Origin of the sequence: Noviherbaspirillum denitrificans, from assembly GCF_002211445.1 — a bacterium.
GTDB lineage: Bacteria > Pseudomonadota > Gammaproteobacteria > Burkholderiales > Burkholderiaceae_D > Noviherbaspirillum > Noviherbaspirillum denitrificans.
Window position 1 is genome coordinate 1,082,002 of sequence record NZ_LSTO01000001.1, and the last position, 12,836, is coordinate 1,094,837.

14 protein-coding genes are annotated in these 12,836 nt (G+C 64.2%); 4 read left to right on the forward strand and 10 right to left on the reverse strand.

Annotated features, from left to right (window positions below):
• Positions 1–279: oxidoreductase (locus AYR66_RS29340; RefSeq protein ID WP_206047065.1), on the forward strand; the 279-nt coding region annotated here is incomplete at its 5' end.
• Positions 280–367: 88 nt separating this feature from the next.
• Here AYR66_RS29340 and AYR66_RS05360 read toward each other — a convergent pair.
• The 10 genes from AYR66_RS05360 to AYR66_RS05405 all read right to left on the reverse strand — a co-directional run bounded on the left by AYR66_RS05360 (position 368) and on the right by AYR66_RS05405 (position 8,822).
• Positions 368–691, reverse strand: a complete 324-nt coding sequence (locus AYR66_RS05360; protein ID WP_088706668.1) for a BON domain-containing protein — start codon at positions 689–691, stop codon at positions 368–370.
• 78 nt (positions 692–769) lie between these two features.
• Positions 770–1,423 (reverse strand): dienelactone hydrolase family protein, encoded by a 654-nt coding sequence (locus AYR66_RS05365; RefSeq protein WP_088706669.1) that lies wholly within the window; start codon positions 1,421–1,423, stop codon positions 770–772.
• A 66-nt stretch (positions 1,424–1,489) separates the two neighbouring features.
• Complete coding sequence (locus tag AYR66_RS28750; protein WP_170942072.1) at positions 1,490–1,660, reverse strand: hypothetical protein; 171 nt, start codon at positions 1,658–1,660, stop codon at positions 1,490–1,492.
• A gap of 35 nt (positions 1,661–1,695) precedes the next feature.
• Positions 1,696–2,703 (reverse strand): UDP-glucuronic acid decarboxylase family protein, encoded by a 1,008-nt coding sequence (locus AYR66_RS05375; RefSeq protein WP_420093087.1) that lies wholly within the window; start codon positions 2,701–2,703, stop codon positions 1,696–1,698.
• On the reverse strand, positions 2,700–3,803 hold the full coding sequence (locus tag AYR66_RS05380; protein ID WP_234814769.1) for a glycosyltransferase family 9 protein: 1,104 nt from the start codon (positions 3,801–3,803) through the stop codon (positions 2,700–2,702). The genes AYR66_RS05375 and AYR66_RS05380 overlap by 4 nt, the downstream gene beginning before the upstream one ends.
• On the reverse strand, positions 3,800–5,566 hold the full coding sequence (locus tag AYR66_RS05385; RefSeq protein ID WP_088709616.1) for a carbamoyltransferase family protein: 1,767 nt from the start codon (positions 5,564–5,566) through the stop codon (positions 3,800–3,802). Before AYR66_RS05385 ends, AYR66_RS05380 begins: the two co-directional genes overlap by 4 nt.
• Positions 5,567–5,707: 141 nt before the next feature.
• Positions 5,708–5,986 (reverse strand): hypothetical protein, encoded by a 279-nt coding sequence (locus tag AYR66_RS05390; protein ID WP_088706672.1) that lies wholly within the window; start codon positions 5,984–5,986, stop codon positions 5,708–5,710.
• Between the two features lie 11 nt (positions 5,987–5,997).
• Positions 5,998–7,263: a cation:proton antiporter gene (locus tag AYR66_RS05395; RefSeq protein ID WP_088706673.1), complete on the reverse strand. Its 1,266-nt coding sequence runs from the start codon at positions 7,261–7,263 to the stop codon at positions 5,998–6,000.
• Between the two features lie 142 nt (positions 7,264–7,405).
• Positions 7,406–8,458, reverse strand: coding sequence for an Hsp20 family protein (locus AYR66_RS05400; protein ID WP_088706674.1), 1,053 nt, complete (start codon positions 8,456–8,458; stop codon positions 7,406–7,408).
• Positions 8,445–8,822: a hypothetical protein gene (locus tag AYR66_RS05405; RefSeq protein ID WP_141104027.1), complete on the reverse strand. Its 378-nt coding sequence runs from the start codon at positions 8,820–8,822 to the stop codon at positions 8,445–8,447. The genes AYR66_RS05400 and AYR66_RS05405 overlap by 14 nt, the downstream gene beginning before the upstream one ends.
• Here AYR66_RS05405 and AYR66_RS05410 point away from each other — a divergent pair.
• The 3 genes from AYR66_RS05410 (at position 8,812) to AYR66_RS05420 (ending at position 12,803) form a co-directional block, all read left to right on the forward strand.
• Positions 8,812–10,605: an ABCB family ABC transporter ATP-binding protein/permease gene (locus AYR66_RS05410; protein WP_170942073.1), complete on the forward strand. Its 1,794-nt coding sequence runs from the start codon at positions 8,812–8,814 to the stop codon at positions 10,603–10,605. The two genes, AYR66_RS05405 and AYR66_RS05410, sit on opposite strands and share 11 nt — an antisense overlap.
• 81 nt (positions 10,606–10,686) lie before the next feature.
• On the forward strand, positions 10,687–11,805 hold the full coding sequence (locus tag AYR66_RS05415; protein ID WP_088706677.1) for a glycosyltransferase family 2 protein: 1,119 nt from the start codon (positions 10,687–10,689) through the stop codon (positions 11,803–11,805).
• Complete coding sequence (locus AYR66_RS05420; RefSeq protein ID WP_088706678.1) at positions 11,802–12,803, forward strand: radical SAM protein; 1,002 nt, start codon at positions 11,802–11,804, stop codon at positions 12,801–12,803. Before AYR66_RS05415 ends, AYR66_RS05420 begins: the two co-directional genes overlap by 4 nt.
• Positions 12,804–12,836: the final 33 nt, after the last annotated feature.

The following is a 12,836-nucleotide window of genomic DNA, read 5'->3' on the forward strand; positions in this document are numbered from 1 at the left end:
GCCGACCTGAAGGACGACATGCCGGGCATGGCGCTGGCACGCGCGCGCAACGTCAAGACCACCAACGATTTCATGGACATCGCGATGCTCGGCCTCAACGTCGACATCATCATCGACGTGACCGGCGTCCCGGTAGTGCGCGAAAAGCTGCGCGAATACCTGCAGGCGACCGCCAACGGCCACACCATCATCATGCATGAAATGATCGCCGTGCTGATGATGTCGCTGTCCCAGAACAAGCTGGTGACGACCAAGCACAACCAGGTCGATTACGCCTGATTAAACTGTAGGGTGCGCCCCGCGCACCGGTGCCCTGGGTACTGCAATGGTGCGGGGGCCGCACCCTACATCCCGATGTCGATTCAGCTCAGCCGGTAATCACCAGCTGGTTGCTCACCTCCTTCACCCCTTCCACGCCGCGCGCCAGGGACTCCGCCTTGCGCCACAGCGCGAGCGACTTCACTTCGCCCTTCAGGGTGACCTTGCCCTTGGCGGTATCGACATTGATCTTCAGTCCCGCGATATCGGGGTCGGCGAGCAATGCCGCCTTCACCTTGGACGTAATGACGGTATCGTCCACCGCCTGGCCGGCGGACTTTTGCGATGTATCCTGCCTGCCATCCATGCCGGCGCATCCGGCGGCGAGGACGGCGACGAAGAGCATCGCGGACAGGACAAGTTTTCTGTTCATGGCAACTCCCTAAGGACAAAATCAGCCGGAACCATGCTTCCGCAGGCCTTGTAATTTCTTCTATCCAAAGAAGAAATTTCAGACGTGCCTGACGCGCACGTTCTGCAGATACCAGCCGCGCGTGAGGCGCGCCACCACTTCCAGGCTTCCCGGTTCTTCGAAGGAATGCGTCGCACCGGGAATGATCTCCAGCCGCTTCTCGCAGCGCAGTGCTGCGTACACGGCGCGGCTGATCCCCACCACCCGCTCGTCCAGGCCGCCGGCAATGAGCAGCGTGGGTGCGTTGACCCGCGGCAGGCTGCCTTGCGGCGCAAGGTCGGGGCGCCCGCCACGCAACACCACGGCAAACACCTGTGATCCGAGGCGCGCGGCAAGCTGCAATGCGAGCGCGGCGCCCTTTCCCGCGCCAAGCAGGCCGACCGGCATGTCACGCACCACGTGGTGCTCCTTGAGCCACGCGCAGGCCGATTCGAGCTGTTCCGAAAGCGAGTCGCCTGCACCGTTTTCCTGCTCACTGACCGGATGGTGCGACAGATCGAGCCAGAAGGTGCCCAGGCGTGCATTGCGCAGTACCGTACCGATATAGTCGACCGGCGGCTTTACGCGATGACCGCTCCTGCCGTCGGCCACCACGATGACGCCGACCGGGTCTGGCGGCAGGCATAGCACGGCATCCATATCACCGTTGCCGCTCGAAAACCGGACCTCCTCGACATGTGTCGATAGATTCATGTTCTGCCTCCTCGCCCTCGGTGAGGCAAACTCCATGCCATCCGGCATCGGCCGTGCCCCCATCATTCAGGTCATCCCCGGGGCAGGCGGGACAGGCCGCGCGGGCAGGACGAGATTCGCCGGCGAAATTTTCCCGGCTTCGGTAAGCGGGCGCGGCGGCGAATACGGCGGGCGCGGGTTTCCCGAGCCGTCGCCACAGCCGGCAAGCAGCATGCCGGCAAGCGAAAGCCAGAGCATGGACGGCATCCTGGTCAACATCCCTCGGTATCGCTTCATGGTCGCACCTCTGTCGGACAGGCGTAGGGACTGCATGCTGTGTCATCTGATGCAAACTGTGTTCCCGGCGCCAGCCGTTCGACGCCCCGGAAGTAGCCGATGGTGCGCTCCAGCCCTTCCTCGAGCCCCATGCGCGGCTCCCAGCCGAGCATGGCACGCGCAAGGCTGATATCCGGGCGCCGGCGTGCCGGATCGTCGCCCGGCAAGGGGCGGAACACAACCGGCGACGCCGAGCCGCACAGCGCAACCACCTGCCCGGCGAGTTCGAGCATGGTGTATTCGACCGGATTGCCAAGATTGACCGGACCGCAGAAATCCGGCGGGCTCGCCATCAGCCGGACCAGCGCATCGACGAGGTCGTCCACGTAGCAGAACGAGCGCGTCTGCGTACCGTCGCCGTACACGGTCAGCGGCTCGCCGGCCAGTGCCTGCACGATGAAGTTGGACACCACCCTGCCGTCTTCCGGATGCATGCGCGGGCCGTAGGTATTGAAGATGCGTGCGATCTTCACGTCGATGCCGTGCTGCCGCCGGCAATCCATCAGCAGCGTCTCCGCGCAACGCTTGCCTTCGTCGTAGCAGGCGCGCACACCGACTGGATTGACATGTCCCCAGTAGGCTTCGTGCTGCGGATGCACCTGCGGGTCGCCGTACACTTCGCTGGTCGATGCCTGCAGCACCTTTGCGCCGCTCTGCATTGCCAGCTCGATTACATGGAGCGCGCCGAGCACGCTGGTTTTCATGGTGCGCACCGGGTCGCGCTGGTAATGGACAGGCGAGGCGGGACAGGCGAGGTTGTAGATTTCATCCGCTTCCACGCGCAGTGGCAGCGCGATGTCATGCTGCACCAGTTCGAAGCGCGGATTGTGCAGCAGGTGCGCGACATTGCGCATGCTGCCCGTAAAGAAATTGTCGAGGCATAGCACCTCGTCACCCTCGGCCAGCAGGCGCTCGCACAAATGCGATCCGAGGAATCCGGCTCCGCCGGTGACCAGCACCCTCACTCCTCCCTCCCGGGAATGGTCCGGTATCGCCAGTTGCGGATGACCGTGGCCGCCATCGTCGCCACCACCTCTGCACCGACCTCATCCGCGCATTCGTGCGCGGTCGGACAGACGTGGTGCATGCACGGACGGCAGGCGACGTCGGCACTGATGACCTGGTGACGCTCGTTGTCGAGCGGCGCCCAGCGCACCGGATCGCTGCCGCAGGAAACGATGACGCTCGGCGTGGCCGCGGCGGCGGCGATATGGGAGATGCCGGTATCGTTGGTCACGACGAGGCTCGCCTGCGCAATGAGCGCCGCCAGCGCGCCGAGTTCGGTCCTGCCGCCGAGGTCGAGGACGGGCATGCGCATCGCCTCGCGTACCGCACGCACCACATCCGCTTCGTCCTGCGTACCTGTGAGGACAATCTTCATGCCCGCCATCGCCAGGCGGTCGGCGACTTCGGCGAAACGTTGCGGCAGCCAGCGCCGCGACGGCAGGCGGGCGCCCGGATGGATGCAGACATAAGTGCCGGGCGGCGGCAGGTTGACTTCGCAGCGCTGCAGCGCGCGGTAGTCGGCGTCGGTCAGCGGGAACTCGAGATAGTCGCCCTGGCGCGGCGCACCGAGGTATTCCAGCAGGCGCAGGTTGCGCAGCACTTCATGCTCATTGTCCTCCCACGGAATGAAGGTGCGCGGGTCGGGGCAATACTGGCCGGGCACGTAAAAGCCTGCGGACCGCTCGGATGCGAACAGCACCGTCAGCGGGTTGCTGAGGCTGCCGTTGCCATGCATCTGGAGTGCGAGATCGTAGCGCTGGCGCTGCGCTTCCGACAGGAAGTGCGGGATCGCGTTGAGATGCGCGGGCTGCTCCGGAAAGGCGGGGAATCCGGGAAATACCAGCAGGTCATCGACATAGTCGCTGAAGCGCTTGACGAAGGACGTCGCCCACGGCAAACCGATCAGGGTGATGTGCGAGAGCGGCGCCGCCGCACGCAATGCGCGCAGCGCAGGTACCGCGCACAGCATGTCACCCAGCTGCAGCGCGCGGAACACCGCAATCTTGCGCGGCGGCTGCACGTCCCCGAAGAGGCGTTCGGTACAAGGTTCGCGCATCATGGCTTTTCCACCAGGTAGGGGCCGATTGCCAGCACGTCGAGCGGCGTGGAGCAGAACGATTCGACCGCATCGCGCGGCGAGCAGACCACCGGCTCGCCACGCGTGTTGAACGACGTGTTGATGAGCACCGGCACGCCGCTGCGCTGCGCGAAGGCTTTCAGCACATCGTAGTAGGCGGCATTCTGTTGGCGGTTGATGGTCTGAATGCGCGCGGTGCCGTCCACGTGGCGCACCGCCGGAATGCGGTCCGCCTTGTCCGGCCGCACGTCATACACGAACACCATGAAAGGTGACACGCCGCCGTTCACGAACCAGTTCGCGGCCTCTTCCTCCAGCACCACAGGCGCGACGGGGCGGAAGTCTTCCCGGTCCTTGATCTGGTTCAGCCGCTGCTGCATGGATGCATCCAGCGGCGATGCAAGGATGGAGCGCGCGCCCAATGCGCGCGGCCCGAACTCCATGCGTCCCTGGAACCATCCGACGACCTTGTCCTGCATCAGCAGGTCTGCCACCTCGGCGGACAAGTCGGCGGCGCGGCGGTAACGCAATTTTGCCTGGCGCAGGAAAGCCTCGATCTCGTCATCCGCATAGGCGGGGCCGAGGAAGGCATGATCCATCTGCCAGGCGCGCGCGGAAGCGCGCCGCTCCCGGCCATCGATCCAGAGCGCCGCGCCGAGCGCGGTGCCGGCATCACCCGCCGCCGGCTGCACCCAGACGCGCTTGAAACGGCCGTGGTCCCGCACGCGGGCATTCATCACGCAGTTGAGCGCGACGCCGCCCGCCATCGCCAGATTGTCCGCGCCGGTCTGTTCGTGAAGCCAATCCGCCATGCGCAACACCACCTCCTCCAGCACGACTTGCAGCGATGCCGCGATGTCCCGATGCTTCGCGGTGAATTCGCTGCCGCGCTCGCGCGCCGGACCGAACATGCGCTCCCACTCCACCGGCAGCACTTCATAATCGCCGTTGCCGAGGTAATGCACGACTTCGCGCAGCAGCGGCGCATAGACCGGCTTGCCGAAGGAAGCCAGCGCCATCACCTTGTATTCGTCGGAGGAATGCAGGAAGCCGAGGTAGCTGGTCAATGCTTCATACAGCAGGCCGAGCGAATGCGGCAGGTTGACCTGCTTGATGCGCTGGTAGCGCCGGTCCTGGTAGAAGCCGTAACTGGTCGTGGCCAATTCGCCGCGTCCGTCCATCGACAGCACCGCGCACTCGTCGAAGGGCGCGGCAAGGAAGGCGCTCGCCTCGTGCGCGAGATGGTGTTCGACGAAATGCCATTTGAACGGCCCGTCATGCCGCACATTGCGGAAGCGCTTGCGCAAATGGTGCGGCGCGCCGCCGGCGAGCTGGCGCGGCGCGTTGACGATATACGAGAGGAACAACGGATCCCACGGCGACAGCCATTCGGACGCGCCGTGCGCCGACGGTTCCAGCGGCAGCTGTATCGTTGCCTGTCCACCGTAGTCCCGCAGCAGCAGCGACGGATCATAGGAGTACGCCACGTGATGCACGTCCTCGAGCGCGATGCCGGCTTCGGCGAGGCAGTAATCGATCGCATGATAAGGCAGCTGCCATGTCGAGAACGGCACCGGGCGCTTGCCGTGCTTGATGCGCGTGAAGCGCTCTTCCTCGGCGGCGGCAATGACGATGCCGTCATGCACGAGACAGGCGGAACAATCATGGTATGCAGCATTGATTCCCAGCGTATACACATCGGTCTCCCATGGTTGCGCAGTATCCTGCCGCGTGGCCTGCGGCATCGCATCTTGTTGGATTGTCATGCAATTGCCGTTCCCGCATCGCCCCGGGCCGGCAGGGCGCACCCGACGCACCGTTTCATCCACGAACGGGATGAAATTCTTACGCTCATGTGTAAATAGGAAAACGCAGGCAGGCGCCTTTTACCCGCCGGTTTTGCCTTGCGTCAGCCGCTTATTGCGCATGTAGACCACTTCACCCGCAACCGCAGTGAGGAAGATGAAAAAATTCGCAAACACGAACACCCAGTTTTCCACCAGGTAGCTGTAGATGGTGAATCCGAGCGAAGCGGCCAGTTGCCCGATGAACAGCCACTTTGACACGCCTGCGACGCTGCGGGCGCGCCATTGCGTATACACCTGCCGGGAAATCGTCATCACCAGGATGGCGGCACTGAGCCAGCCGATAAAATCGGCATTCATGTAGTTCCTTTCTATTCATCAACCAGCGCCTGCCGTCGCCGGTGGTAACGCTCCATTAGCGGCGTGGCGGAGATACCGTGCAGCAGGATCGATATCGCCACTGCGGTCAGTACCATCGAGACCAGCCGCTGCTTCATGTCCATTGCCCAGTCGTACTGCAAGGCAAACACCAGGTAATACAAGGAACCGATGCCGCGGATGCCGAACCACGCCATCAGCACACGCTGCGTGCGTCCCGTCTTCTCTCCCAGCAGCGCGAGCACCACCGATACCGGACGCACCACGAGGAACAAGAGCGCCGCGGCTATCACGCCGTCCAGGCTGAATCCGGCGGCCGACAGCATGATCCCCAGCAGCAGCACCATCACGAATTCGGCAATGTGTTCGAGCTGCTGGTTGAAGCCGAGCACGGTTTCGGCCATGTAGGCCGGCGCCTTTTGCGGATGCGTGGCCACAGCCGGCGCATCGCCGGCGGGTACGGCGCCGATCATTTCCGTCGGCGACGTGGTGCCGCTGCGCTCGTGTTCGATGCGGCGCATCGCCACGCCGGCCGCGAACACCGCGATGAAGCCTACCCCATGCACCAGGTGGGATACGCCATACGACGCGGCGATCAGCCCGAGCGTGAGGAACTCTTCCATGCCGAGCGCCTTGTGGTAGTGCTGGCGCAGGTGCAATGCCAGCCTGACCACGCCGCGCGACAGCAGGAAGCCGCTGCCGAAGCCGGCGAGGATGCCCCACATCGCCATCAGCGGCGCCCAGCGCGACCCATAGTCGCGCGCCTCCTCGACGCCGAGCAGGAACAGGCCGAGCATCACGACCGGATAGGCGGTCCCGTCGTTCATTCCGCCCTCGCCGCTCAGGCTGAAGCGCAAGCGGTCGCGGTCGCCGGCGTCATGGACTTGCACATCGGAGGCGAGCACCGGATCGGTCGGCGACAGTATCGCGCCAAGCAATACCGCGATGCCCGGCGGCAGGCCGAACACATAGAAGCCGGCCAGCGCCAGCAACGCCGACGTCACCAGCATGCCAACCACGCCCAGGCGCAGCGGAAGGCGCCAGATGCGGTCGGCCAGCGGCACCCGCAGCTTGAGGCCGACGGTGAACAGCGAGATCAGCAGCGCGATTTCCGTCAGCAGCGTGAGCAGCGCGGCATTCCCGTACGGGTCAAGCGTGACAAGTCCGGCGCCGGAAGGGCCGAGCGCGAAACCGATCGGCAGGTAGAGCATCGCCGGGCTCAGCGGCAGCCGGTGCCAGATCGTACCGAGCAAGCCCATCAGGAGCAGCAGGGCCCCGATGATCAGGTACCAGAGGGGAGCTGTTTCGATGTGATTCCCCTATGACACCGCGAGGATGAGCCTGCAGGGCGCACGATAGCCTCCGGCGAAGCACCGGTTCGCATGGCGCACCCTACGCTTTTTATCTTTCATATTTCCCACGGATTTCGATGCGCCTGCTCCTGCCGCCGCCGTCCCTGACCGGGATGGTAACTTCCAGCAGGCCGTCCTGCAGCGACGCGGATGCCGCCTCGCCCTGTGCGCCGGCAGGCAGGCTGATCACGCGGCAGAAGCGTCCATACGCGCGTTCGCTGCGGCGATGCTCCTGCGGCCCGCGCGGCGGTTCCTGGCGGCGCTCGCCTTCGATGGTCAGGCGGTCGCCGCTCACTTCCACCGATACATCATCACGGCTGAGGCCGGCCAGCTCGGCGCACACGATGAACTTGCCGTCGCGCTGCGCCACTTCAACGGGCGGCGACCATCTCCCCGTGGCCGGCGCAGCGCCGGCGCCCGTCATCGAACCCATCATGCGTTCGATCATCCTGTCCATGTCTTCGGTCGCCCTGCGCATGGCTGCAAGCGGGTCCGTCCATGCGTGCATCATCCCCGGCATCCAGCCTGAACGCAGCGTGGCCTGCCATGACTCGAACGCTGATGCCGCGCGGCCGTGCTGTTCGCCTTGCCTGGACGCTTCCTCGCGCGCCATCTGCGTGGCGCCGGCATCGGTGGTCAGCGGTTCCGCGTCGCGGATCTTGCCGAGCCAGTCATGGCTTTCACGTCCCAGCTTCTCGATGAATTTCTTGAAGCGCGCGAGATCATGCTCGGTGCGATCGGCGATCGCCTTCTGCGCATCGCCATGCTGCACCAGCACCTGTTGCTTCGGGTCACATTCCATCGTCAGCCTGACCTCGGTGCGATCCCTTTCGGTCGGGCGCAGCTCGATCTTTCCTTCATAGCGCGGACCGTTGATGTTGCGCCAGGCAATGCAGCGGTCCGGAACTTGTTGCGTTATCTCCGCATCCCATTCCATGTCCAGGTTTCCTGCCTTGGTATGCCAGTGCAGATGCGTGTCGTCGAGCTGGCGCACTTCTTCCACATCTTCCATGAACCGCGGGTATTGCTCGAACTTTGTCAGCTGGCGGTAGGCAGTGCTGACAGGAACGTTGATCTCGATCGATTGCTCAATCCTTGCCATCGTGAATCTCCTCTCTTCCGTTCCGCGACACCTTTCCCGCCACTTCGTTGTCCGCAGGGGAGAAACCGGTGGCGGCCATGGCGACGGGTGTCGTGGAATAAATAGTGCTAATGAAGTCCTCGCAGCGGTCCTGGTTGCCGGACACGCTGCGGGAAGCGAAGGGTGGCAGTGGCACGGGTGCAAGTTCCATACCACTGACGGACGTGCGCGGCAGCGCCTGTTCAGGATAGTCAGCGATGCGCGTGCTTTCAAACGTGCCGCATCTGTTGCGCCATGGACAGCAGCAGTTTTTCCATATGCCGTTGTAAAGCTTACAGCGCGGCATCGACGTGACGGAAAGGATGCATATCGCAATGTCGACCATTGAACAGGAGCACAGCGATTCCCGGGTGATGCGCGACTTGTGGGACGTGGTGTCGCAGTTCCGCAACCGCATCGCCGCCGCGCTGTTTTTCCTGATACTCGCGAAGGTGGCTGTGGTGTCGGTGCCGCTTGTCCTCAAGCGCATCGTCGATGAATTGTCACGCCCCGAGCAGGTACTGGTGCTGCCGGTGGCACTGCTGGCGGGGTACGCGATCCTGCGGTTCTGCAGCACGCTGTTCAACGAACTGCGCGACCTGGTGTTTTCGCGGGTCACGCAGCATGCGGTGGCCACCTATGCGCTGAAGGTATTCAGCCACCTGCATGAACTGAGCGCGCGCTTCCATGCGCAGCGCCGTATCGGCGGCCTGCTGCCCGACATCGACCGCGGGACATCCGGCATCGCCTTCCTGCTGAGCGTCGGCCTGTTCACCATCGTTCCCACGCTGCTGGAGATCATCATGGTGATCTCCATCATGACCGCCCGCTACAGCGACTGGTACACGACCATCCTCGGTGTGACCTTCATCCTGTATTGCGGCTTCACGCTGGTGTTCACGGCAAGGCGCACGATCTACCAGCGCCGCGTCAACAAGCTCGACTCCAATGCGAAAAGCCTGCTGGCCGACAGCCTCATCAACTACGACACGGTGAAATACTTCACCAATGAAAAGGAAGAGGCGAGGCGCTTCCAGGGCATCATGGTCAACTGGGCGGAAGCCGTGGTTGCCAACCAGAAGGCGCTGTTCATCCTGCACGTCGGCCAGAGCGCGGTCATTGCGCTAGGCGTGGCGTCGGTGATGCTGCTCGCGGGCAAAGACGTGATGTCGCGCGCGATGACGGTCGGCGACCTCATCCTCATCAATGCCTACGTAATCCAGATCTGCCTTCCGCTCAACGCGCTCGGCTTCGTCTACCGCGAGGCGAAGGATGCGCTGGTCAATGCGGAAAAGCTGTTCCAGTTGCTGCGCGAAAAGCCGGAAATCCACGACCCGCCCGGCATGCCCGCGCTGCAGGTCACGCATGGCGAAGTCGCTTTCGAGAACATCAATTTCGCCTACGAACCCGAGCGGCCTATCCTGCACAACGTCAGCTTCCGCATCCCGCCCGGCGGGCGCGTCGCCATCGTGGGCGGCAGCGGCTCGGGCAAGTCGACGCTGGCGCGCCTGCTGCTGCGTTTCTATGACGTCGGTTCGGGCAGCGTCAAGGTCGACGGCCAGGATGTGCGCGCAGTGAGCGCAAAGAGCCTGCGCGAAGCGATCGGCGTGGTGCCGCAGGAAACGCTGCTCTTCAACGACACCATCGCCTACAACATCGGTTACGGCCGCGAAGGCGCGACCATGGAACAGATCATTGCCGCATCAAAGGCCGCGCACATCCACGACCTGATCGATTCGCTGCCGCAGAAATACGAGACGCCGGTCGGCGAACGCGGCGTGAAACTGTCGGGCGGCGAGAAACAGCGGATTGCGCTGGCACGTGCCATCCTCAAGAATCCTCCCCTGCTGATCTTCGACGAAGCGACCTCCGCGCTCGACACCGCCTCCGAGCAAGCCATCCAGCAAGAACTCGATACGCTCGCCGAGAACCGGACCACGCTGGTGATCGCGCACCGCCTGTCGACCGTGGTCGACGCCACCGAAATCATCGTGCTCGACCGCGGCCGCGTCGTGGAGCGCGGCACGCACGCGCGCCTGCTGCAGCAGGCCGGCATGTATGCAAGGCTGTGGCAATTGCAGCAACGCGCGGAAGACAGCGAAAAGATGGAAAAGGAAATGCTTGCTTGAGCGGCCTCAAGCAAGGTCAATGGAACGGGAATTGCATCGGCTCCATATCAATCAATACAGAGCTATCCCAGGACTGTATCCATGACGAAAATTCTTGCATTCGACCGTGACCGGAGAACGTCGCACGCCGACCCGGCGAGCCGCCTGAAAGCCCGTCCGCGCAACAACACGGCGCCGACACCCCTGCGCCGGACCGACAGCGCAAGCGCCCGTCCGGGAGAAGTGGAGGTCGCCGCCAGCGTGGTCGTTCCCACCCGGGGGCGTCCGCAATTGCTCAACCGCTGCCTGGCGAGCCTGGTGCTGCAGCGTTTCGATCCCGCGCGTTTCGAGATCATCGTCGTGGATGACGGCCCGGACGATGACACGCGCGAAGTGGTAGCGGGTTGGGCGGCGCACACCGCCGGGCAGGGACCGCGCATCACCTATATCCCTTCGATGGGCCCGCACGGCCCGGCTGCGGCACGCAACCACGGCTGGCGCGCCGCGCGGGGCGGCATCATTGCCTTCACCGACGACGACACCATCGCCCGCGCCGACTGGCTGAAGAACGGCTTGCGTGCGTTCGAGGGCAGCGTGGACGCGGTGAGCGGACGCATCGTGATGCCGCTGTCGCATACGCCGACCGACTATGAACTCGATGCCAAGCAGCTGGAGACCGCGGAGTTCGTCACCGCCAACTGCTTCTGCCGGCGGCAGGTGCTGGACGACCTCGGCGGCTTCGACGAGCGCTTCCGCTTCGCCTGGCGCGAAGATTCCGACCTGCAGTTCCGGCTGCTCGAATACCAGGCCAGCATCGTGTACGAGCCGAAGGCCGTGATGATGCATCCGATCCGGCCCGCCGGCTGGGGCGTGAGCCTGCAGCAGGTGAAAAAGGTGCAGTTCGATGCATTGCTGTACAAGAAGCACCCCGCGCTGTACCGGCGCAAGATCCGCTCCAAGCCACGCTGGGATTTCTACATCACGGTGGCGGCGCTCTTCGCCTGCGTCATCACAGCGGCCGCCGGCGCTACTGCCCCAGCGCTGGTCGCCGGGCTGCTCTGGCTCGGCATGACCGGACGCTTCTGCATGCAACGGCTAAAGCGCACCTCAAAGGCGCCGGGCCATGTGGCGGAAATGGTCGTGACCTCGGCGCTCATACCACCGCTGGCCGTCTTCTGGCGCATGGTCGGCGCGATCCGGTTCCGGGCCGGGCTCTTATGACGCCCTTGCCGGAATATGTGCAGATCGAGCCCGTCGGCCAATGCAACCTGCGCTGCCGCATGTGCCCGATCCAGTTCCGCGGCGAAGGCGGACCGGGCCAGCCACGCGCTTTCATGGACATCGCGGTATTCCGCAGGCTGGTCGACCAGTTTCCGTCGATGACGGAGCTGCAGCTGCAAGGACTGGGCGAGCCGCTGCTGCATCCGCAGTTTTTCGAGATGGTGCGCTATGCATCCGCGCGCGGCATCCGTGTGTCGACCAATACCAACATGACGGTGATGTCCGAACAGGGCGCGGAGGAGTGCGTGCGCAGCGGGCTGCACACGATGCATGTGTCGCTCGACGGCGCGACCGCCGCCACCTACCAGGCGATACGCTTGCGTTCGCGATTCCAGCGCGTGCTGCGCAACCTGCGCCGTCTCGTGCAGGCCAGGCGCATGCTGGAAAGCGTCACCCCGCGTCTGCGCCTGGTTGCCGTGGCGATGCGCGAAAACCTGGAGGAATTGCCGGGGCTGGTGGCGCTGGCGCATGAGGAAGGCATCGCGTCCGTTTTCGTGCAGCACCTGTGCCACGACTTCGGCGAATCCAGCCTGCCGGAGCGCTATGCGCCGATGCGCGAGTTCATCGATGCGCAGACCTTGCTGCACCAGGATCCCGGGCACGTCGAACGCTGCTTCCAGGCAGCGCGCGAACAGGCGTCTGCCCTCGGCGTGGAACTGCGCCTGCCGAGACTGCAGCCGCGCGACTGGCCGGCCGGCACGTCCGGCCGCACACGCTGCGACTGGCCATGGCGCGGTTCCTACATCAGCTACGACGGCAAGGCCATGCCCTGCTGCATGGTGGCGACGCCGGACAGGATCCATTTCGGTGACATGGCACAAGATGGCGTGGACGCGGTCTGGAACAATGAAGCATACGAAGCATTCCGCGCGGCGCTGGATTCTCCGAAGCCTCCTGAGGTGTGCCGCAGTTGCGCGCTGTACAGGGGGACATTCTAGGATCGCAGGGTAGGTAGAGCGCAGCGAAACCCA

What these genes read in the sequence shown, in the direction of transcription:
- AYR66_RS05360 (WP_088706668.1), bottom strand. Translation starts at nt 691, where the DNA reads ATGAACAGAAAACTTGTCCTGTCCGCGATGCTCTTCGTCGCCGTCCTC.
- AYR66_RS05365 (WP_088706669.1), bottom strand. Translation starts at nt 1,423, where the DNA reads ATGAATCTATCGACACATGTCGAGGAGGTCCGGTTTTCGAGCGGCAAC.
- AYR66_RS28750 (WP_170942072.1), bottom strand. Translation starts at nt 1,660, where the DNA reads ATGCTCTGGCTTTCGCTTGCCGGCATGCTGCTTGCCGGCTGTGGCGAC.
- AYR66_RS05380 (WP_234814769.1), bottom strand. Translation starts at nt 3,803, where the DNA reads ATGATGCGCGAACCTTGTACCGAACGCCTCTTCGGGGACGTGCAGCCG.
- AYR66_RS05385 (WP_088709616.1), bottom strand. Translation starts at nt 5,566, where the DNA reads ATGCCGCAGGCCACGCGGCAGGATACTGCGCAACCATGGGAGACCGAT.
- AYR66_RS05390 (WP_088706672.1), bottom strand. Translation starts at nt 5,986, where the DNA reads ATGAATGCCGATTTTATCGGCTGGCTCAGTGCCGCCATCCTGGTGATG.
- AYR66_RS05395 (WP_088706673.1), bottom strand. Translation starts at nt 7,263, where the DNA reads ATGGGCTTGCTCGGTACGATCTGGCACCGGCTGCCGCTGAGCCCGGCG.
- AYR66_RS05400 (WP_088706674.1), bottom strand. Translation starts at nt 8,458, where the DNA reads ATGGCAAGGATTGAGCAATCGATCGAGATCAACGTTCCTGTCAGCACT.
- AYR66_RS05410 (WP_170942073.1), top strand. Translation starts at nt 8,812, where the DNA reads ATGTCGACCATTGAACAGGAGCACAGCGATTCCCGGGTGATGCGCGAC.
- AYR66_RS05405 (WP_141104027.1), bottom strand. Translation starts at nt 8,822, where the DNA reads ATGGTCGACATTGCGATATGCATCCTTTCCGTCACGTCGATGCCGCGC.
- AYR66_RS05415 (WP_088706677.1), top strand. Translation starts at nt 10,687, where the DNA reads ATGACGAAAATTCTTGCATTCGACCGTGACCGGAGAACGTCGCACGCC.
- AYR66_RS05420 (WP_088706678.1), top strand. Translation starts at nt 11,802, where the DNA reads ATGACGCCCTTGCCGGAATATGTGCAGATCGAGCCCGTCGGCCAATGC.